Origin of the sequence: Nocardioides sp., from assembly GCF_036405735.1 — a bacterium.
Classification (GTDB): domain Bacteria; phylum Actinomycetota; class Actinomycetes; order Propionibacteriales; family Nocardioidaceae; genus Nocardioides.
Genome location: NZ_DASWXC010000057.1, coordinates 16,890 through 36,681 on the forward strand (window position 1 = coordinate 16,890; position 19,792 = coordinate 36,681).

Annotated in this window: 18 protein-coding genes; 6 read left to right on the plus strand and 12 right to left on the minus strand. The window is 73.6% G+C overall.

Annotated features, from left to right (window positions below; genetic code table 11):
• Nucleotides 1-41: 41 nt before the first annotated feature.
• The 7 genes from VGE38_RS08695 to ku form a co-directional block, all read right to left on the minus strand.
• Entirely contained in the window at nt 42-1,265 is a 1,224-nt protein-coding gene (locus VGE38_RS08695) for a HAMP domain-containing protein (RefSeq protein ID WP_331142140.1), read from the minus strand.
• A complete protein-coding gene (locus tag VGE38_RS08700; RefSeq protein WP_331142141.1) occupies nt 1,258-1,953 on the minus strand; it encodes a response regulator transcription factor in 696 nt (231 codons plus the stop codon). The genes VGE38_RS08695 and VGE38_RS08700 overlap by 8 nt, the downstream gene beginning before the upstream one ends.
• 59 nt (nt 1,954-2,012) lie before the next feature.
• On the minus strand, nt 2,013-2,636 hold the full coding sequence (locus tag VGE38_RS08705) for a S24/S26 family peptidase (RefSeq protein WP_331142142.1): 624 nt from the start codon (nt 2,634-2,636) through the stop codon (nt 2,013-2,015).
• 101 nt (nt 2,637-2,737) lie between these two features.
• A complete protein-coding gene (ligD, locus tag VGE38_RS08710; RefSeq protein ID WP_331142143.1) occupies nt 2,738-3,664 on the minus strand; it encodes a non-homologous end-joining DNA ligase in 927 nt (308 codons plus the stop codon).
• 4 nt (nt 3,665-3,668) lie between these two features.
• Nucleotides 3,669-4,370 (minus strand): L,D-transpeptidase family protein, encoded by a 702-nt coding sequence (locus tag VGE38_RS08715; protein ID WP_331142144.1) that lies wholly within the window; start codon nt 4,368-4,370, stop codon nt 3,669-3,671.
• A complete protein-coding gene (gene ligD / locus VGE38_RS08720) occupies nt 4,370-5,296 on the minus strand; it encodes a non-homologous end-joining DNA ligase (protein WP_331142145.1) in 927 nt (308 codons plus the stop codon). The genes VGE38_RS08715 and ligD (VGE38_RS08720) overlap by 1 nt, the downstream gene beginning before the upstream one ends.
• A 55-nt stretch (nt 5,297-5,351) precedes the next feature.
• Nucleotides 5,352-6,302 (minus strand): non-homologous end joining protein Ku, encoded by a 951-nt coding sequence (gene ku / locus VGE38_RS08725; RefSeq protein WP_331142146.1) that lies wholly within the window; start codon nt 6,300-6,302, stop codon nt 5,352-5,354.
• 124 nt (nt 6,303-6,426) lie between these two features.
• On the opposite strand from ku, the gene kynB reads away from it, so the two are divergent.
• Genes kynB through kynA form a run of 3 tightly spaced genes read left to right on the plus strand, consistent with a single transcriptional unit; the run spans nt 6,427 to nt 9,124 of the window.
• Nucleotides 6,427-7,065 (plus strand): arylformamidase, encoded by a 639-nt coding sequence (gene kynB / locus VGE38_RS08730; RefSeq protein WP_331142147.1) that lies wholly within the window; start codon nt 6,427-6,429, stop codon nt 7,063-7,065.
• Complete coding sequence (gene kynU / locus VGE38_RS08735) at nt 7,062-8,333, plus strand: kynureninase (protein WP_331142148.1); 1,272 nt, start codon at nt 7,062-7,064, stop codon at nt 8,331-8,333. Before kynB ends, kynU begins: the two co-directional genes overlap by 4 nt.
• Nucleotides 8,333-9,124, plus strand: a complete 792-nt coding sequence (gene kynA / locus VGE38_RS08740) for a tryptophan 2,3-dioxygenase (protein ID WP_331142149.1) — start codon at nt 8,333-8,335, stop codon at nt 9,122-9,124. The genes kynU and kynA overlap by 1 nt, the downstream gene beginning before the upstream one ends.
• 1 nt (nt 9,125) lies before the next feature.
• On the opposite strand, the gene VGE38_RS08745 is transcribed toward kynA, so the two are convergent.
• Together VGE38_RS08745 and VGE38_RS08750 are read right to left on the minus strand one after the other, a co-directional pair.
• Entirely contained in the window at nt 9,126-9,977 is an 852-nt protein-coding gene (locus VGE38_RS08745) for an SDR family NAD(P)-dependent oxidoreductase (RefSeq protein ID WP_331142150.1), read from the minus strand.
• Nucleotides 9,978-10,008: 31 nt separating this feature from the next.
• Nucleotides 10,009-14,829 carry an NAD-glutamate dehydrogenase gene (locus VGE38_RS08750; RefSeq protein WP_331142151.1) on the minus strand — a complete coding sequence of 1,607 codons (4,821 nt, stop codon included), beginning with the start codon at nt 14,827-14,829 and terminating at the stop codon, nt 10,009-10,011.
• A 123-nt stretch (nt 14,830-14,952) separates the two neighbouring features.
• Here VGE38_RS08750 and VGE38_RS08755 point away from each other — a divergent pair, with 123 nt between their 5' ends.
• Both VGE38_RS08755 and VGE38_RS08760 read left to right on the plus strand, forming a co-directional pair.
• Nucleotides 14,953-16,704, plus strand: a complete 1,752-nt coding sequence (locus VGE38_RS08755) for an EAL domain-containing protein (protein ID WP_331142152.1) — start codon at nt 14,953-14,955, stop codon at nt 16,702-16,704.
• Between the two features lie 33 nt (nt 16,705-16,737).
• Nucleotides 16,738-17,208 carry a DUF2505 domain-containing protein gene (locus tag VGE38_RS08760; protein WP_331142153.1) on the plus strand — a complete coding sequence of 157 codons (471 nt, stop codon included), beginning with the start codon at nt 16,738-16,740 and terminating at the stop codon, nt 17,206-17,208.
• On the opposite strand, the gene VGE38_RS08765 is transcribed toward VGE38_RS08760, so the two are convergent.
• The 3 genes from VGE38_RS08765 to VGE38_RS08775 are packed head-to-tail and all read right to left on the minus strand — an operon-like array spanning nt 17,198 to nt 19,280.
• Nucleotides 17,198-17,416: a hypothetical protein gene (locus VGE38_RS08765; protein ID WP_331142154.1), complete on the minus strand. Its 219-nt coding sequence runs from the start codon at nt 17,414-17,416 to the stop codon at nt 17,198-17,200. The genes VGE38_RS08760 and VGE38_RS08765 overlap by 11 nt on opposite strands.
• 35 nt (nt 17,417-17,451) lie before the next feature.
• A complete protein-coding gene (locus VGE38_RS08770; RefSeq protein ID WP_331142155.1) occupies nt 17,452-17,808 on the minus strand; it encodes a DUF6912 family protein in 357 nt (118 codons plus the stop codon).
• Nucleotides 17,805-19,280, minus strand: a complete 1,476-nt coding sequence (locus VGE38_RS08775) for a WS/DGAT/MGAT family O-acyltransferase (protein WP_331142156.1) — start codon at nt 19,278-19,280, stop codon at nt 17,805-17,807. The genes VGE38_RS08770 and VGE38_RS08775 overlap by 4 nt, the downstream gene beginning before the upstream one ends.
• A gap of 133 nt (nt 19,281-19,413) precedes the next feature.
• Between VGE38_RS08775 and VGE38_RS08780 the strand changes: the two genes are divergently transcribed.
• Complete coding sequence (locus VGE38_RS08780) at nt 19,414-19,785, plus strand: hypothetical protein (protein ID WP_331142157.1); 372 nt, start codon at nt 19,414-19,416, stop codon at nt 19,783-19,785.
• Nucleotides 19,786-19,792: the final 7 nt, after the last annotated feature.

Here is a 19,792-nt window from a genome sequence, read left to right on the forward strand (position 1 = left end):
TGTCCCCTGCCGGCCAGCAGCGGTTCGGCCCAGCGGTTCCGTCAGCGGCGGGGCAGCAGGACCTCGAGGCCCTCGTCGGGCCGCTCGCCGTCGAGCCGGCCGCCGAGCGCCATTGCGACGGCGCGGGCGCGCACGAACGCACTGCCCGGCTGCTTGGCGCGGCCCCGGGAGCGGACCGAGTCGGCGGCGTCCACCTGGATCCGCAGCGCCCCCTCGCCGGTCGCCTCGAACGCCAGCCGTACGCCGCCGCGGCTGCGGTGCAGCACGTCGACCAGCAGCAGCTCGAGGATGTGCTCCACCGGCCCAGGGGTGTAGGACGTCTCGAGGTCGCCGTCGACGCCCGCCGTCAGTGTGCGGTGGTGGTGGCCCAGCTCGTCGGCCCAGCGCTGCGCCGCCGCTGTGGCCAGGTCGCGCAGCGGCGTCTCCGCGCCCGCGACCAGGGAGCCGCGGCGCGCCAGCTCGACCAGCTCGCCGCTGACGTTGTCGAGGGTCTCGATGCGCGCGACGCACCGGTTCACCGCCGCGGTCGCCTCCTCGCCCAGGCCGTCCTGCAGTGCCAGGTCGTCCAGCTCGAGCCGCAGCGCGGTGAGCGGGGTCCGCAGCACGTGGGAGGCGTGCTCGGCGAAGGTCTGCTCGCGCTTGATGCGCTCCTGCAACTGTCCCGCGCTGGTGCGCAGCGCGCTCGCCAGCGCTCTCGCCTCGGGCATCTTGGTGTCCGGCAGGTCCAGGTCGAAGCGGCCGCGGCCGAGCGCGGCCGCCGCGGCGGCCAGCTTGCGGAACGGCGCCGAGAGATACCGCGCCAGCAGGAACCCGGCCAGCGCCGCGACCCCGGCGAGGAGCACGAACGAGAGCACGAGTGCCCAGGGGTCGGCGAACACCAGGTTGCGCAGGACGTCACCGGACTGGCTGACCGTCACCACGCCACCGGGCACGTCCACGCTGGCCCAGATGTCGCCCGAGCGGCTCGGGTCGTCGTGGCCGGTGAACTTCGGCCCGGCGACGACGACGTCGGGGCGCGAGGAGCGGTGCACCCGGATCTGGCGGTCGGCGCCGACCAGGCCCTCCAGGAACGCCTTCTCGTGGCGCATCTCGCCGGCCCGGATGCGCAGCGTCAGCGCCGCGCCGATCCCCTCGGCCGCGTGGTGGATCTCCTCGGTCTCGTCCTGGCGGATCACACGCTCCAGCGTGTAGCTGCGGGCGAGCAGGGTGATGGTGCACAGGACCAGGACGAGGCACAGGAAGGCCAGCGTCAGGCGTTCACGCATGCGGCAGGCCGCCGCCCTCGAGCCGGAAGCCCACGCCGCGCACCGCGACCACCTTGTCGGTCACGCCGGCGGCCTCCAGCTTCTGCCGCAGCCGGCCGATCGTGACGTCCAGGGTCTTGGTGGAGCCGTACCAGTTCTCGTCCCACGCCTCGGCCATCAGCCGCTCGCGGGAGACGACCTTGCCGCGCTGTCCGACCAGGACGCTCAGGACGTCGAACTCCTTGCCCGTCAGGTTCACCTCGACCTCGCCGGCGTAGACCCGCCGGGCGCCGGCGTCGATCCGCAGCGCGCCGTCGGGCAGCTGGGGGTTCGAGCCCGGGCCCGCCGTACGCCGCAGCAGCGCCCGCACCCGGGCCTGGAGCTCGGCGAGACCGAACGGCTTGGCGAGGTAGTCGTCGGCGCCGTAGTCCAGCCCGACGACCCGGTCGAGCTCGCCGGCACGGGCGGTCACGATCATGATGGCGCCGTCGAAGCCACCCTCGCGGGCGGTGCGGCAGACCTCCAGGCCGTCCATGTCGGGCAGCCCGAGGTCGAGGATCATCACGTCGGTCGGGCTGGCCTCGAGCGCCTCCAGGGCCTCCTTGCCACTGGCGACCCAGTGGACGGTGTAGCCCTCCCGCTCCAGCGTGCGCACCAGGGGGAAGGCGATGTCTTCCTCATCCTCAACCACGAGCACCGTGTGAGCCATGGCCGCATCGTAGGTGAGCCCGCGCGCCGCGGAGGCCGCAACGCGCGCCGCCACGCCGCTCAACGGGTCGCCTGCTCCTGGGGTTGCTGCTGGGGTTGCTGCCACGGGTGCTCCCAGGGAGCGTCGTCGCGCGGTCCGGGGACCGCGCGGGTCTCGCGGTCGCGGCGGGCCTGCTCGACCGCGCGCTCGTGCTCGCGGTCGGCCAGCACGGCCAGCAGCACGGCAGCCAGCGGCACGGCGGCCAGCAGCCAGATCCAGCGGCCCAGCTCGCCGACGAACGGGTAGCCGACGTACGGGACCTGCACCATCATCCGGGCTCTGGGCTCGGTGTCGGCGCTCAGCGTCCAGGGGTCGGCGCCGGTGCGGTCGCCGGCGGTGTGGATCCGGTTGCCGAGGACGCTGACCACGCGACGGGTGACCCGCTCGCTCCCGGCGGCGCCGGGAGGAACGAACGTGATGATGTCGCCGGGCTGCAGCTGACTGCCGGGGACGTCGCGGGTCAGGATGAGCGACCCCCGCCGGACGCTGTCGCCCATGGCGTCGCTGGTCACCACGAACCGCTGCAGGCCGAGCGCGAGCGGCAGCACCTGCATCAGAATCACCGCGACGACGATGGCACCGGCGGCGACGAGTGGTACCCGTCCGAGGCGGGACGTCCGGCGGGGCACCGGCGTGAGCTCCATGCGGGGACGACCTCCTCCCAGGGCGATAGGACGGAAGGACCCTAGTCCGGCGGGCTCAACGCGCGGTCCACATCAGCCTCTCCTGCGGGTAACACCGAGTGTCAGGGCGCGCCGAAGAGGTCACCGTGGTCGGCGATCCGCTGCAGGACCTCCTCGAACCGGAACTGCTCGAGGCCGAGCGGGTCCTCCGCACCGGTCTCGACCTCGTCCCAGGTCAGCGGCGTCGCGACCGTGGGCCGCTCCCGGCCACGCAGGGAGTACGGCGCGATCGTCGTCTTGGAGCCGGCGTTCTGGGACCAGTCGAGGAAGACCTTGCCCGTCCGGCGGGACTTCGTCATCGTCGCGGTCACCAGGTCCGGCTGCTCGCGCTGGAGCTCCTCGGCGACCTGCTTGGCCAGCGCCGTGGAGTCCTCGCTGGGCACGGGCGCCGGCAGGGTGGCGTACAGGTGCAGCCCCTTGCTGCCGCTGGTGACGGGGTACGCCGTCAGGCCGTGCTCGGCGAGCCGGTCCCGGACCCGCAGCGCGACGACGCAGCACTCGTGCAGTCCCGCCGGCTCCCCGGGGTCGAGGTCGATCACCAGGCGGTCGGCACCGATCGGGTCGCCGGCGTCGTCGACCACCCACTGGTGCACGTGCAGCTCCAGGGCCGCGAGGTTGACCAGCCACGTCAGCGTCGCCAGCTCCTCGACGACGGGGAAGGTGATCGTCCCCTCCTGGCGGGACCCGGTGCGCGAGCCGGTGGTGGGCACCGTGGCGGTCCGCACCCAGCCGGGGGTGCGGGCCGGCACGTTCTTCTCGAAGAAGCTCTCCCCCGCGACGCCGTGCGGCCAGCGGATCCGGGTCACCGCCCGGCCGTGCAGGTGCGGGAGCAGCACCGGCGCGACCCGGGCGTAGTAGTCGAGCACCTCGCCCTTGGTGGTGCCCGTGGCGGGGTAGAGCACCTTGCCGAGGTTGGTCAGCCGCAGGGTGCGGCCCCCGACGGAGACGTGCACCTCGGCGAGGTCGTCGAGGCTGTCCTGGCCGGCCATCGCGTCAGCGGCCGATCGCGATGACGGGACGGCGCTCGGGGTCGAGCCTGGCCATCAGCATCCGCATGAACGAGCGCGGCACGCTCACGCAGCCGGCGGTCGCGCCCCGGCCGTTGACGTGCAGGAAGATGGCGAACCCGCGCCGGCGTACCTGCTCGGCGTTGAAGCCGGTGACCAGCGCGTACTCGTACTGGCGGCGGTAGTCCAGCAGCCGCTCCGAGGCGTCCTCGTGGCTCGCGGGCAGCCACCAGCGGAAGCCGCCGCGCGAGCGGTGCCGCAGCTGGTTGTAGTACGGCGAGGCGTTGTCACCGACCCAGTAGTCGCCCTTCCGGATCCGGTGGTACGGCAGGTCCCACGCCGCCGAGCGCGGGTGGGTCCCGAACGCCGAGGGCAGGTCGTAGGTGCCCAGCGGCGTGGTGCCGTCGCCCTGGCGTCGCTCCCCCTCGCGGCTCAGCCCGCCGTAGCCGATCCGGCCGTCGGCCGTGCTCGCCCGCCGCACCCAGCGGCGCTCGGGCCCGCGCGACAGCACCCACAGCGACACCCGGGCGTGGTGGCCCCGGGTCCGGTGCACGGTGACGACCTGGGTGGTGCCGGCCTCGAGCCGCACCGGCACGCCACCGAGCCGGACCGTGGCCGCCCCGGCCGGCGCGGCGAGGAGTCCGGAGAGCAGCAGCACCGCGAGGGCCGGCACGGTCAGCAGCCTCATCACAGGTCCTCCGGGCTCAGGTCGGCGCGCACGCCCTGGAACGAGGGCTGGCGCAGCCGCTGGTACCCCACCCCGTGGGTGTCCACGTCGACGACGACCTCCGGCTCCACCCAGAACGTCCCGCGGGCGTCCTCGGCCGGCACCGGGTCCACGAAGGGACTGGCCTCGCGCGGCGTCAGCTGCTGCGCCAGCTGGACCGCGGTCCGGCCGGTGAGCCCGCTGCCGACCCGGCCCCGGTAGGCGAGCCCGTCGGGGGTGACCTCGCCGACCAGCACCGCAGCGAGCCGGTCGGCGGTGCCGGTCTGCGGCCGCCAGCCTCCGACGACGTAGGAGCCACGGAACCGGTGGGCGAACTTCAGCCACCAGCGGCTGCGCTCACCGGGCCGGTAGGGCGAGTCGAGCCGCTTGCTGACGATGCCCTCCAGTCCCTGGTCGCGGGTCGCGTCGAAGAGCATCCGGCCGTCGTCGTACGTCGCCGGCACCTGCCACGGACCCAGGTCGAGCCCCTCCAGCAGCTGGCGGCGCTCCGCGAGCGGACGGTGGGTCAGGTCGCGCCCGTCCAGGCGCAGCAGGTCGAAGACCATGTAGGTCGCCGGGACCCGGGCCGCCAGCCGCCGGGCGGTCTGCGCGCTGCGCACGTGCATCCGCTCGGCCAGGGTGCGGAAGTCCGGGCGGCCGCGCTCGTTGAGCGCGATGACCTCGCCGTCGAGCACCAGGTCCCGTCGCGGGGCGACGTCGACGAGGTCGGGCCAGGCCGCCGTGGCGACGTTGCCGTTGCGGGTCGTGAGACTCACGCCCTCCGGCGTGGTCTCCGCGAGCAGACGGACGCCGTCCCACTTCACCTCGTGCACCCAGTCGGTCCCGTCCGGGACGCTGCGGGCGCCGGCCACGCCGGTGGGACCGGCCGTCGCGAGCATCGGTCGCATGGCCCCATCCTGACGTACGACGCCAGCGCGGCGAGAGGCCTCAGGTGGCCGCCGATCAGCTGGCCTTCTTGGCCGCCGTCTTCTTGGTGCTCTTCGCGGCCGGCTTCTTCGCGGTCGTCTTCTTGGCCGCCGGCTTCTGGGCTGCCGGCTTCTTGGCCGTGGTCTTCTTGGCTGCGGTCGTCCCCGATGTCTTCTTCCGGGGCGCCTCCTCGACCTCGTCGGGCACCTCCTCGCCACGCGCGGTCTTCGCGGCGGCCACGGAGCGCTGCAGCGCGGCGAGCAGGTCGACGACCTCGCCGGCGGACTTCGTGGCCGTGGGGGTGCGGGCCACCTCGCCACCCTCGATCTTCGCCGTGACCAGCGCCTGCACCGCCTCGGCGTAGTCGTCCTCGAACTCGCTGGGGTCGAAGTCGCCGGCGAGGGTCTCGACGAGCATCCGCGCCATCGTGACCTCGGCGTCCTTGACCTCGCCGGTCTCGACCTTGAAGTCGGGGGTGCGGATCTCGTCGGGCCACATCATCGTCTGCAGCACGATGACGTCGTCACGCACCCGCAGCACCGCGACCGTCGTGCGCTGCCGCAGCGCGACGGTCACGACGGCCATCCGGTCGGCCTCGAGCAGGGCCTGCCGCAGCAGGGCGTAGGGCTTGGCGCCGCTCGCCTCCGGCTCGAGGTAGTAGGACTTCTCGAACAGCATCGGGTCGATCTGGTCGCTGGGGACGAACTTCTCGACCGAGATCTCCCGGCTCGACGTCGACGGCAGCTCGGCGAGGTCGTCGTCGGTGAGGACCACCATCTCGCCGTCCTCGGTCTCGAAGCCCTTGGCGATGTCGGCGTACGGCACCTCCTCGCCGTCGATCGAGCAGACCCGCTGGTAGCGGATCCGGCCGCCGTCCTTGGCGTGGACCTGCCGGAAGGCGACGTCGTGGGACTCGGTGGCGCTGTACAGCTTCACCGGCACGTTGACCAGTCCGAAGGACACCGCGCCCTTCCAGATCGCACGCATCGTGGGGCCTCTCGCAGGGGAAGTCGGACACCGCCCGGCCGGGACCGGACCCCACCAGTATCCGCGCTCCCCGCCCGGCACGCACCTGCCAGGGCCCTTGCGCCGCCTGGCCTAGCATCCGACCATGGCCGCCGAGCCCCGCCTCCGTGACATCTCCCCCACCGTCTCCGCCGACGCGCCGGTCTTCCCCGGCGACCAGTCCTTCCACGCGACGTGGACCTTCGAGCTCGGGCCCGGATGCCCGGTCAACGTGGCGCGGCTGACGCTCTCGCCCCACACCGGGGCGCACGCCGACGCGCCGTTGCACTTCACCGCGGACGGCGCGTCGGCCGCCGACCTCGACCTGGCGCCGTACGTCGGCCGGTGCCGCGTCGTGCACGCGCTCGACTCCGGCGCGCTCGTCACCTGGGACGACGTCGCCGGCGCGCTGGGTGAGGACATCCCGCCCCGCGTGCTGGTGCGGACCTACGACCGGCAGCCGCGCACGTGGGACGACCGGTTCCCCGGCCTGCACCCCGACCTGGTGACGCGCCTGGCCGGTCTCGGTGTGAGGCTGGTCGGCGTGGACACCGCCAGCCTGGACCCGGCCGACAGCTCGACCCTCGACGCCCACCACGCCGCCCACCGTGGCGACGTGCGGATCCTGGAGAACCTCCTCCTCGACGACGTCGACGAGGGCGACTACGAGCTGATCGCCCTGCCGCTGAAGCTGGCCGGCGCGGACGCCGCGCCGGTGCGCGCCGTGCTGCGGGACCTGGCATGAGCACCCGTGAGGATGCGCTCGCGCTGGACGCGGCCGATCCGCTCGCGCCGCTGCGCGACCTGTTCGAGGTGCCGGAGGGGCTGATCTACCTCGACGGCAACTCGCTCGGCACCCTGCCCCGCGCCGCCGCGGCCCGGGCCCAGCAGGTCGTCGCCGAGGAGTGGGGCCGGGGCCTGATCTCGAGCTGGAACAGCGCCGGCTGGATCGACCTGCCCCGGCGGGTCGGCGACAAGATCGCCCGGCTGGTCGGCGCCGGGCCGGGTGAGCTCGTGGTCGCCGACTCCACCAGCGTCAACCTCTACAAGGTGCTCTCGGCCGCCGTGGCGCTGCAGCGCACGAGCACGCGGCGGGTCATCGTCAGCGAGCGCAGCAACTTCCCCACCGACCTCTACATCGCGCAGTCGGTGGCCCGCGAGCACGACTGCGAGCTGCTGCTGCTCGAGGATCCCGCCGACCCCGACGAGCTGGCGAGGCAGCTCGACGAGCGCACCGCGGTGCTGATGCTGACCCAGGTCAACTACCGCACCGGCCGCCTCCTCGACATGGCGGCGCTGACGGACGCGGCCCACGCCGCGGGCGCGCTGACGGTGTGGGACCTGTGCCACTCCGCCGGGGCCGTTCCCGTCGACCTCACCGCCGCCGGGGCCGACTTCGCCGTCGGCTGCGGCTACAAGTTCCTCAACGGCGGACCCGGCGCGCCGGCGTACGTCTGGGTGCACCCTCGGCACGCCGACCGGTTCTCCCAGCCGCTGTCGGGCTGGATGGGGCACGCGGAGCCGTTCGCGTTCACGACCGACTACCGGCCGGCACCCGGCATCGCCCGGTACCTCTCCGGCACGCCGTCGGTGCTGGCGACGGCCGTGCTGGAGTGCGGCGTCGACACCGTCCTCGCCGCCGAGGCGTACGGCGGCATGCCGGTGCTGCGCGAGAAGTCGCTCGCCCTCACCCGGCTGTTCGCCGATCTCGTGGAGCAGCGGGTGGGCGGCTTCGGGATCGAGTCGCCGCGCGAGGACGCGCTGCGCGGCAGTCAGGTGTGCCTCTCGCGGCCCGAGGGCGCCTACGCGATCGTGCAGGCGCTCATCGCGCGCGGCGTCGTCGGCGACTTCCGGGCCGGTGACGCCGGCGCCCCGGACATCCTGCGCTTCGGCGTGACGCCGCTCTACACCCGGTTCGTCGACGTCTGGGACGCCGTGGAGCAGCTGCGCCAGGTAATGGCGTCGGAGGAGTGGCGCGAGGAGCGCTTCCACGAGCGGCAGGCGGTGACGTGATGGCCGGATCCATGGACTACGGCGACTACCTCCACCTCGACGAGCTGCTCCGCGCGCAGCACCCGCTCTCACCGCACCACGACGAGCTGCTCTTCATCGTCCAGCACCAGACCTCCGAGCTTTGGATGAAGCTCATGCTCCACGAGCTGGGGGCCGCGGTGGCGGCGGTCGCCGACGACCGGCTGCCCGCGGCGTTCAAGATGACCGCGCGGGTCTCGAAGATCATGGAGCAGCTGGTGCACGCCTGGGACGTGCTGGCCACGATGACGCCGCCGGAGTACAGCGCGATCCGGCCCTTCCTCGGCTCGAGCAGCGGCTTCCAGAGCTGGCAGTACCGCTGCATCGAGTTCCGCCTCGGGAACAAGAACGCCGCCATGCTGCGCCCGCACGGCCACCGGCCCGACCGGCGCGCCCCGGTGGAGGACACGTTCCAGGCACCGTCGCTGTACGACGAGGCGCTGCGACTGCTCGCCCGCCGCGGGCTGCCGGTGCCGGCCGACCGGGTCGAGCGGGACTGGACCCAGCCCTACGAGGCCAGCGAGCAGGTCGAGCAAGCGTGGTTGGAGGTCTACCGCGCGCCGGACGAGCACTGGGACCTCTACCAGCTGGGCGAGGAGCTCACCGACCTCGAGGACGCCTTCCGGCTGTGGCGGTTCCGCCACGTCACGACGGTCGAGCGCATCATCGGCAACAAGTCGGGCACGGGCGGCACCGGCGGGGTCTCCTACCTGCGCTCGATGCTCGACGTGGTGCTCTTCCCCGAGCTGTGGCGGCTACGCACCGACCTCTGACTCAACGCCTCCGTGCCGCCGCCGAGTCCGGCGTCAGCCGGTCCAGCAGGGCGAAGCCGAGCTCCAGCAGCTGCGGGGCGACGAGCTCACCGGCCGCCCCGAGCCGCCCGGCCAGTGTCGACACGGTGAGCGGTCGCTCCTCCAGGGCACGCACCACCTTGGCAGCAGCGTGGTCCGCCGTCTCGCCGCGCCCCCGGTAGGACTCGGTCGGAGCCGTCATCGGGGTCTGCACCAGGCTGAACCGCATGTTCGTGAAGGTGACGTTGTCGCGATAGGTCTCGCGCGCGGCGACCCGGCTCCAGGCGTCCAGCGCCGTCTTGGAGGCGATGTAGGCGGAGAACTTCGGCGCCTTGAGCGTGACCCCCCAGGTCACGATGTTGACCACGTGCCCGAACCGCTGCCGCCGCATCGCCGGCAGCAGCCCCATCGTCAGCCGCACCGGGGCGAGGTAGTTGACCGCCATCGTCCGCTCGACGTCGTGGAAGCGGTCGTAGGACAGGCTCAGCGAGCGCCGGATGGAGCGGCCGGCGTTGTTGACCAGGTAGTCGACCGCGCCGTACTCGGCGACGACCTGGCGCGCCAGCGCGTCGACGGCGTCGAGGTCGGTCAGGTCGCACACGTGGACCCGCGCATGCCCGCCGGACCGCTCGATGTCGGCGCGGACCCGCTCCAGCTCCTCGGCCCGGCGCGCGACGAGCAGCACGCGGGCGCCCTTCGCCGCAGCCTGCCGGGCGGTCGCCTCGCCGATGCCCGAGCTCGCGCCGGTCACCAGCACGACCCGGTCGCGCAGCGGGCTGGGCCGGCCCAGAGCACGCCGGACCCGTGCGGTCGGTACGGAGAGCAGTGGCGTCACAGGCCGACCCTAGACCGCGCTCGACCCCGGGTCAGCCGAGCAGTCCCCGCACCACGCGCAGCCCGACGGAGAGCCGCGCCAGGTCGGCGTCCTCGTCGGCGCAGATCTGCTCGAGCGTCTCGGTCGCGCGGGCCACGAGGACCGCGTCGGCCTCCTCCCAGGCCGCGATCCGTGCCGGCGCGCTGTCCGACGGCGCGGTGCGGGCGAGCACCTGGGCCGTCAGTGCGTGGTGAGCGCCGTGCAGCTCCTCGCGGATGGCCGCGCGCGCCATCGACTGCCACCGGTCGTTGCGCGGCAGCGCCACGATCCGGTCGAGCAGCACCGGCAGGCCGAGCCGCTCGCCCAGCGCGACGTGGACCCGGGCGACCTCCGCGGGGTCCAGGGAGGCCGACAGCGCGGTGTCCACGACGCCGAGCAGCAGGTACGCCGGCGAGAGCACCGCTGCCCGCCCGGCCAGCGGCTCCGGGACGCCCGCCTTGAGCAGCCGCTCGAGCCGGGCCAGGTAGGTGGCCTGCTCGCGACCGACCATCAGCGCGGGCAGCTCCGCCATCACCGCCTGCACCGGGCCGGCGAAGGCGTCCACGGTCGCCTGCGCGTCCAGGGCACGGCGGTTGGCGATCAGCCAGCGCGAGGCACGCTCGACCAGGGTCCGCATCTCGACCCGCATCCGGGTCTGCACGGCCGCGTCGACCCGGTGGTCCAGGGAGCGCACCTCCTCGCGGAACGGCTGCGAGCCGAAGATCTCGCGGGCCACGAAGTTGGCTCGCACCAGCTCCTCGGCCGTCGCGCCGGTCTCCTGCGCCAGTCGCGGCCAGAACGTCATCCCGGCGCCGTTGACCAGGTCGTTGACCACCTGCGTCACCACGATCTCGCGCCGCAGGGGGTGCGCGGCGATCCGCTCGGCGAACCGCTCCCGCACGGCCGAGGGGAAGTAGAGCCGGAGATCCTGCTCGAGGTAGGGGTCGTCGGGCAGGTCGCCCTCGACGAGCTCGTTGGCGAGCTCGATCTTGGTCCAGGCCATCAGCACCGACAGCTCCGGAGCGGTCAGCGCACCGCCTGCGTCCAGCCGCCGGCGTACCTCCTCCGGATCGGGCAGCCCCTCGACGGCCCGGCTGAGCACGCCGCGGCGCTCCAGCTCGCTCATCCAGTCCTCGTGGACGTGGAGCAGCGACGGTGCGTTCGACAGCGCGTTGGCCAGGGCGAGGTTCTGCTCGCGGTTGTCGTGCAGCACCTGGGCGGCGACCTCGTCGGTCATCGAGGCCAGCAGGTCGTCGCGCTCGGCACCGCTCAGCTCCCCGGCCGCGACCGCCCCGCCGAGCAGGATCTTGAGGTTGACCTCGCGGTCGGAGGTGTCGACGCCGGCGGAGTTGTCGATGAAGTCGGTGTTGATCCGGCCGCCTCCGAGGGCGTACTCCACCCGTCCCGCCTGGGTCAGGCCGAGGTTGCCGCCCTCGACCACCGCCGCGGCACGCAGCTCGCGACCGTTGACCCGCACCGCGTCGTTGGCCTTGTCGCCGACCGCGGCGTGGGTCTCGTGGGTGCCCTTGACGTAGGTGCCGATCCCGCCGTTGAACAGCAGGTCGGCCGGCGCGCGCAGGATGGCGCGGATCAGCTCGTGCGGACTCAGCGACGCCACGTCCTCGGCGAGGCCGAGCGCGTCGCGCGCCTCCGCCGACAGCGGGATCGACTTCTGCTGGCGCGACCAGACCCCTCCTCCGGGCGAGATCAGCGAGCGGTCGTAGTCCTGCCAGCTGGAGCGGGGCAGCGCGAAGAGCCGCTCCCGCTCGGCGTACGACGTCGCGGCGTCGGGTGTGGGGTCGAGGAAGATGTCGCGGTGGTCGAAGGCCGCCACGAGCCGGACGTGCCGCGAGAGCAGCATGCCGTTGCCGAACACGTCCCCGGACATGTCGCCGACGCCGACGCAGGTGAAGTCCTGGGTCTGCGAGTCCTGGCCTCGCTCGCGGAAGTGCCGCTCGGTCGAGACCCACGCGCCCCGGGCCGTGATGCCCATGGCCTTGTGGTCGTAGCCGGCCGAGCCACCGCTGGCGAAGGCGTCGCCGAGCCAGAAGCCGTACTCCTGGGCGATCGAGTTGGCCAGGTCGGAGAAGGTCGCCGTGCCCTTGTCGGCCGCGACCACCAGGTAGGGGTCGTCCTCGTCGTGACGCACCACCCGCGGCGGCGGGACGACGGTGCCGTCCGCCTCACGGTTGTCGGTGAGGTCGAGCAGGCCGGAGATGAAGGTGCGGTACGCCGCCTTGCCGGCCGCCAGCCAGCCGTCCCGGTCCACCGCGGGGTCCGGGAGCCGCTTCGGCACGAAGCCGCCCTTCGCACCGACCGGCACGATGACGGTGTTCTTCACCATCTGCGCCTTGACCAGCCCGAGGACCTCGGTGCGGAAGTCGTCGCGCCGGTCCGACCAGCGCAGACCACCGCGGGCGACGGAGCCGAACCGCAGGTGCACCCCCTCGACGCTCGGCGCGTGCACGAAGATCTCGTAGCGGGGCCGCGGGTCGGGCAGGTCCGGGACCGCCGCCGAGTCGATCTTGAGGGCGATGGACGCCCGCTCCTGGGCGAACCAGTTGGTCCGCAGGGTCGCCTGTAGGAGCAGGAGGTAGGAGCGCAGGATCCGGTCCTGGTCCAGGCTCGCCACGGCCTCCAGCGCCTCGGTCACCCGAGCCACGACGGCGGCCTCCCGGTCGGCGCGGCCCTCGTCGGGCCGGTCGGGGTCGAACCGCTCGTGGAAGAGCTCGACCAGCGACCGCGCGATGACGACGTTCTCGCGCAGCGCCGCCTCGATGGTCGCCTGAGCGAACGGCGTACCGGCCTGCCTGAGGTAGCTGGCGTAGGCGCGCAGCAGCGCGGCCTCACGCCATTCCAGTCCGGCGGTCACGACGAGTGCGTTGAACCCGTCGATCTCGGCCCGGGCATCCCACATCGCCCGCACCGTCGCGCCGAACCGCTCGCGCAGGTCCTCGCTCAGGTCCTCGCCCAGGTCCTCGGCCCCCGCCGGCAGGCGCAGCCCGAAGTCGTAGACGTAGGTCGGGCGCGGCAGTCCCTCCAGGTCGTAGGGCCGCTCGTCGACGACCTCGGCCCCCATCGAGGTCAGCATCGGCAGCACCCGCGACAGCGACAGCGGGCCCCCGACCCGGTAGATCTTGAACCGCGGGCCCCCGAAGTCGGCATCGCCACCGTCCGCGGCGTAGAGGGCGAGGTCCACGGCCTCCCCTGCCTCGCCGGCCTGCTCGGCGACGGCCTCGAGTCGCCCCAGGTCGGCCGCGGCGACCCGAGCGGGAAAGTCCTCCTGGTAGCCCGCGGGGAAGGCGTCGAGGTAGCGGGCCAGTCCGCTGCCGCGCTGCTCGCCGTACGCCTGCTCGACCGCGACCACGAGGTCGTCGCGCCAGCTGCGGGCGGCCTCGGTCAGTCGCTGCTCGAGAGCGGCGACGGCCGCCGGGTCGACGGACGCGAGGCCCTGCTCACCGGCGTGCACGACGAAGTGGACGCGGGCGGTCGTGGACTCGGTGATGCGGACCGTGAAGTCCACCTCGCCCCCTCCGAGCCGCTCGCGCAGGATCCGCGCGAACCGCTCCCGCACGGCCGTGCTGTAGCGGTCGCGCGGCAGCGACACGAGCACCGAGACGTAGCGGCCGTAGGCGTCGGGACGGGCGACGACGCGGAGCGTACGTCGCTCGCGTGCCGCCATGGCGGTCTCGACGAGCGGGCCGAGCTCGTCGACCGGGACGCTGAACAGCTCCTCGCGGGGCATGATCTCCAGCGTCTCCAGCAGCACCTTGCCGGCGTGGCTCGCCGGGTCGTAGCCGCTGCGGGCCAGCACCGCCGCCGCCTTCTCGCGCAGCACCGGGATCCGGGTGACCGACTCCGTGAACGCCGCGTTGGTGAACAGGCCCAGGAAGCGGCGCTCCCCCACGACCCGACCCTCGGCGTCGAACGCCTTGACGCCGACGTAGTCGAGATAGGCCGGGCGGTGCACCGTCGCCCGCGAGTTCGCCTTGGTCAGCACGAGGACGTGCGGCTCGGTCGCCTTCGCCCGGACCCGTTCGGGCAGCCGGCCGGCGCCGGGCGCGAGGCTCGGGTCGGCCCGCAGGATGCCGTAGCCGGTGCCCGGCACCGGACGGAGGTACGCCGGCGGGCCATCGTCGGCCTCGTCCTCCCCGGTCTGCAGCTCGTACTCACGACATCCCAGGAAGAGGAAGTGCTCCTCGGTGAGCCAGGTGAGCAGCTCCGCCGACCGGGCCACCTCCGCCGCCCAGTCCTCCGGGTCGCGCCCCGGCGGCACCGCCTGCGGCCGCTCACGCAGGTCCGCGGCGACACGGGCCAGGCGCTCCCGCATCTTGCCGGCGTCCTCCACGGCGCCACGCACGTCGTCGAGGACACCCTCCAGCGCAGCGACGAGCTCTGCCTCCTCGGCCGGGTCGACCCGGCCGATCTCCACGTGCATCCAGGACTCACGGACCATGCCCGCCGGGGCCGGCCGGGAGCCGTCCCGGACCGGCTGGACCTCCTCCAGGCGACCCTCGAGGTCGCGCCGTGCGTCGACGGTGGGGTGGACGACCAGGTGCACGTCGCGACGCTGGCGCGAGAGCTCCATGGTGACGGAGTCGACGAGGTAGGGCATGTCGTCGACGACCACCTCCACCACCGAACGGCCGCCGGCGGACCACCCGGCCTCGGCCTGGCTGGGCGTGCTGACCCGGACCCGAGCGGTGCCGACCGGACGCACGGCGGCCAGCCGCTCGTGGGAGGCCACCGCTCCGGCGAGGTCGTCGGGGTCCCGACCGGCCAGCTCCTCGGCCGGCACGTGGCGGAAATAGGGCTCGAGGAGACGCGTCGTCATTGACACGCTCCGACCCTAGCGCCGGGGGCGATGTGAGTCACACCACAGGCAACACGCGACACCGGGGCCCTACTCAGGGCATGATCGGCCCCGCGGTCCCCCGACCGCGACGAGGAGCAGGTGATGGACAGCTATCGGCGCAACCTCCCGCGCACGGGCTACCCGCGCACGCTGGACGTGCCCGCGGTCGCGACCGAGCGCATCCTCGCGCTCACCACCGGAGTGCTCTACTGCGCGGGCGGGCTGCTGGTGCTCGTGGCCAGCTTCTTCTTCGCGCCGCACGATCCCGTCGAGCTCCCCGTGGTCCGCGCGCTGGCGGCGCTGGCCGTCGTGGTCGGCGTCCTCGCGGCCTGGTTCGGACCGCGCGGAGTGCCCCGGGCGGCGTACCACCCGCTGGTGGCCCTCGGCACCGTCGTCATCAGCCTCGACGTGCTGGCGGGTGGGGGCGGCGAGGCCAGCATCGCGCTGGGGATCCTCTACATCTTCGTGGTGATCGACGCCGCGTTCTTCTTCTCGCCGGTGGGTGCCCTCGTGCACGTGCTGATGGTGCTGGCCGCCTCCTCGACGGCCATGATGGCGGTCGGCCTCCCGCTCGGCGTGGCGCTGCTGCAGGGGCTGGCCTGCGTCGTCGTCGGCGTGGTGGTGGCCTGGCTCGCCAGGGCTGCGGACGACGCCGAGCAGGACCCGCTCACCGGCATGTTCAACCGTCGCGGCGTCTCCCGCCGGCTGGAGGAGACGATCGACCGGATCGGCCGTCACCGGGGCCGGCTCACGCTGATCCTCCTCGACCTCGACCACTTCAAGCGCGTCAACGACACCGAGGGCCACGTGGCCGGAGACCGCACCCTGGTCGCCAGCGCCACCGCCTGGCGGGAGGCGCTGGCGCCCGCGGCGGCGCTGGGCAGGTACGGCGCGGACACCTTCGCCGTCGTGCTGCCCGGCTGGTCGCTGGGTCAGGCGGCCGACGTCGCCGACGAGCTCCGCTTCCTGATGCCGCCGGGCACCACCGCCTCGGCCGGCGTCGCCGCCTGGGAGCCGGGCGACTCCGCCTCGATGCTGCTGGGCCGCGCCGACGTCGCCCTCTTCCACGCCAAGCGCGACGGCCGCGACCGCACCGTGGTGTACGGCGACCCGCACCGCGACGCCGGCGAGATCGAGGCCGCGGTCGCCCTCGGTGAGATGGTGCTGCACTACCAGCCCGTCACCTCCCTGCGTCACGGCCACGTCATCGGCTACGAGTCGCTGGTGCGCTGGCAGCACCCCCAGCGCGGGCTGGTCCCGCCGGACGCCTTCATCCCGCAGGCCGAGCGGACCGGCGCCGTGGGCGCCCTGGGCGCCTGGACGCTCGCGGAGGCGATCCGCACCGCCGGCACCGCGCCGTGGCTCGAGGGCTGCAGCGTCTCCGTCAACGTCTCGGTGCGGGAGCTGCGCGACCACGGGTACGCGGAGCGCGTCGGAGAGCTCCTCGCCCGTCACGGCGTGCCCGCGGACCGGCTCACCCTGGAGATCACCGAGGCGGCGATCGACGACCACCCGCAGGTGACCGAGAACATCGTGGCGGTCCGCCGGCTGGGCGCCCGGATCGCGATCGACGACTTCGGCGTCGGCCACTCCTCACTCGGCCGGCTCAGCAAGCTCCCGGTCGACGTGCTCAAGATCGACGGCTCCTTCGTCGACCCCATCAGCGACCCCGACGCGGAGGTCCCGCTGCTGGAGGCCATCATCGCGATGGGCCACGCGCTGGGTGCCCGGGTGGTCGCCGAGCGCGTCGAGACCGAGGCCCAGGCCCGCGTGCTGGAGCGCTACGGCTGCGACTTCGCCCAGGGCTGGCTCTTCGGCCGGCCCTGCGCCGCCGAGGTGTGGCAGTCGGCCTGACCCGACTCCCGACCGCTCCGGCATGATGACGCCATGAGCACGCCGCTGACGCACGAGCTGACCTACGACGCGCCCTTGGAGACCGTGAGCGCGATGCTCGCCGACCCCGCCTTCCGCGAGGCGGTGTGCGACGCACAGCACGCGGTGTCCCGGACTGTGACCGTGGCCGACGGCCGGGTCAGCATCGACTACACGCAGCTGACCCAGGGGGTCCCGTCCTTCGCACGCAAGATCGTCAGCGATCGGATCACGATCTCGCAGCGGGAGATCTGGTCGGCGCCCGACGCGGCCACCGTCACGATGGCGATCCCCGGCAAGCCCGGCGAGATCACCGGCACGGTCCGGCTCAGCGAGGCCGGCGGCGTGACCACCGAGCGGGTGCGGCTGGACGTGCGGGTGAGCATGCCGCTGGTGGGCGGCAAGATCGAGGGTCTCATCGCCGACCTGCTCCGCAAGGCGCTCGCCAAGGAGAACCAGGTCGGCCGGGAGTGGCTCAGCCGCTGAGCGGGCCGTCGTCGCCGGGGCGCGGCTGGTCGGACCCGTCGACCTGATCCGCTGCCCGGTCCGCTGCCCGGTCCGCTGCCTGGTCCTGGCGTCGCCGCACCGCCACCAGCACGCCCAGTGCCAGGAACGGGCCGAACGCGAGCAGCAGCGTCAGCGCCTGCTCGTAGGGATGCAGCCCCCCGAGGTGCAGCGGGATCGGTCCGGTCATCGCGGCACCAGGGTCCCATCCCGGCCCGCTGCGCCCTACGCCGGGTCCACCAGGTCCGGGATCTCCTGGATCGCGAACCAGCCGAGGTCCTCATCGGGGTCGGCTCCGGCCGGACGGTCGGCGGCGTCGGCGTGCACAGCGGCCCAGTCGACGGCCGGCACCGGTCCGTCCGGGGTCGCGGTCTCCACGACGAGCACGACGCGGCGTCCCGCACCACCGGGCAGCAGCCCGACGGCGGCGTCGGCCGCGGCCATCAGGGCGGCGTACTCCCCGTCCTCGCTCTCGTCCGGAGCCACGAAGCCGCCGGCGGCGCCGGGATCGCCCGGCGGCACGGCGCCGCCGGCCCGCCACTGGGCGAGCAGGTCGAGGGTCGCCGGGACGTAGAGCCTCATGCGCGGTCCGCCTTGCCGGTGATGTCGGGGGTGGCCCGGCGCCGGCCGCGCGGCGCCCGCGGACGCGCTCCCGTCGCGGTGTCCACGAGCTCGTCGAGCGCCTCGGCGACGCACTGGCCGAGGATGTCGGCGTCGGGCACCAGGTCGCGGTCGGCCGTGATGCCGAAGAACACCCGGCCGTCGTACGACGTCACGCCGATCGCCAGCGGATGACCCGGCAGCAGCGGATGGACCGGGTAGCTGGCCACCATCCTGGCGCCGGCGGCGTAGCGGGGCGACTGCGGCCCGGGCACGTTCGTGACGCTGATCTGGAAGCTGCGGTGGGGCTGGCTCGCGGCCACCCGCGACCCCACCGCGTGGAACGTGGTGGGGGCGAAGCCCGCGATGCCGGTGAGTCGGCTGGCCGCGACGCCGCGCCCGGTGGCCCGGTGGGTCTCGAAGGAGTAGGAGACCTGGTGCAGCCGCACCACCGGACTGGCCTCCCCGACCGGCAGGTCCACGAAGTGGGCCGCGATCTGGGAGCCCAGGGACGTGGCCTCCTCGTTCTCGTCGATCACCGAGATGGGGACCACCGCGCGGATGCGGCGCAGACCGGCGAGCGACTCCGCGCGCGCCATCAGCCACCCTCGGAGGCCGCCCGCGACGACGGCCAGGACCACGTCGTTGATCGTGCCGCCGTGCGCCGCCCGGATCGTGCGCAGGTCGGCGAGCGTGGCGTCCACGGTCGCGAACCGGCGCTGCTGCGACAGCCGGCCGCTGACCGGCGTGGGCCGCTCCTGGGTGCCGAGCACCGCCTCGGCGGACCGGAGCACCTTCCGGCTGGTGCGGCGCGCGCGGTGCCCGGCGGTGGCGCCGACGCCGCGGGCGGTCGCCACCACGGTGGCCGGATCGCTCAGCGAGTCGCGGACCGCGCCCAGCACCAGCCCGGCGGCGGTCGGCCGCCGCTGCGGGTTCCAGACGTCGTCGTCGTCGACCGGCTTCTGGGCGGGCGTGACGTCGAGCAGCAGCTGGCCGAGATCGACGGTGTGGACGCCGTCGACCAGGGCGTTGTGCGCCTTGGTGAGGATCGCGACGCGGCCTCCCTCCAGCCCCTCCACCAGGTAGATCTCCCACAGCGGTCGCTGTCGGTCCAGGGGCCGCGACACGATCCGGGCGACGAGGTCGCGCAGCTGGGCGGCGTCGCCGGGACGCGGCAGTGCCGAGCGCCGGACGTGGTACTCCAGGTCGAACCCCGGGTCGTCGACCCACATCGGGTTCGCCAGTCGGCCGGGCACCCACTGCACCCGCTGGCGGTAGCGCGGCACGAAGGCGATCCGGTCGGCGATCAGGGCCACCAGCTGGTCGTAGTCGAAGGCGCCGCCGTCGGGCGCCTCGAAGATCTCGACGGTCGCGTTGTGACGGGGCGCCGTGGGCTGCTCCTCGATGAGGAACGCCAGATCGCGCGGGGTGAGGCGTTCCGCCAGGCCTCCCATGGCCGCACCCCTTTCCGGGGCCTCTTGGCCCCCTCTCAGTTTCCCGTGCGATTCTGGCAGAGGCCGGACGGCGCCCAAGCGGGCCCCGTCCGTTCGCATGCCAGCAGTTCCGCCGCTTCCCAGAGAGGTGCCCATGCGCCGCATCCGCGTGCTCGTCCCGCTCACCGTCCTCCTCGCCACCGTCGCCTCCCTGACCGCCTGCGGCGAGGACAGCGAGCCCACGCCGGCGGGCACCTCCGCGCCGCAGACCATCGCGGTGACGATCGAGGGCGACACCATCGAGCCCAACGGGGAGCGGATCGAGGTCGAGATCGGCCAGCCGGTCGAGTTCGTCGTGACGGCGGACGCCGAGGGCGAGCTGCACGTCCACTCCGACCCCGAGCAGGAGCTCGCCTACGAGAAGGGCACGACGATCCTCGAGATCGGTCCCTTCGACAAGGCGGGCATCGTCGAGGTCGAGTCGCACGACCAGCACGCCACTGTCGTCCAGCTCGAGGTGAAGTGAGCCGCTG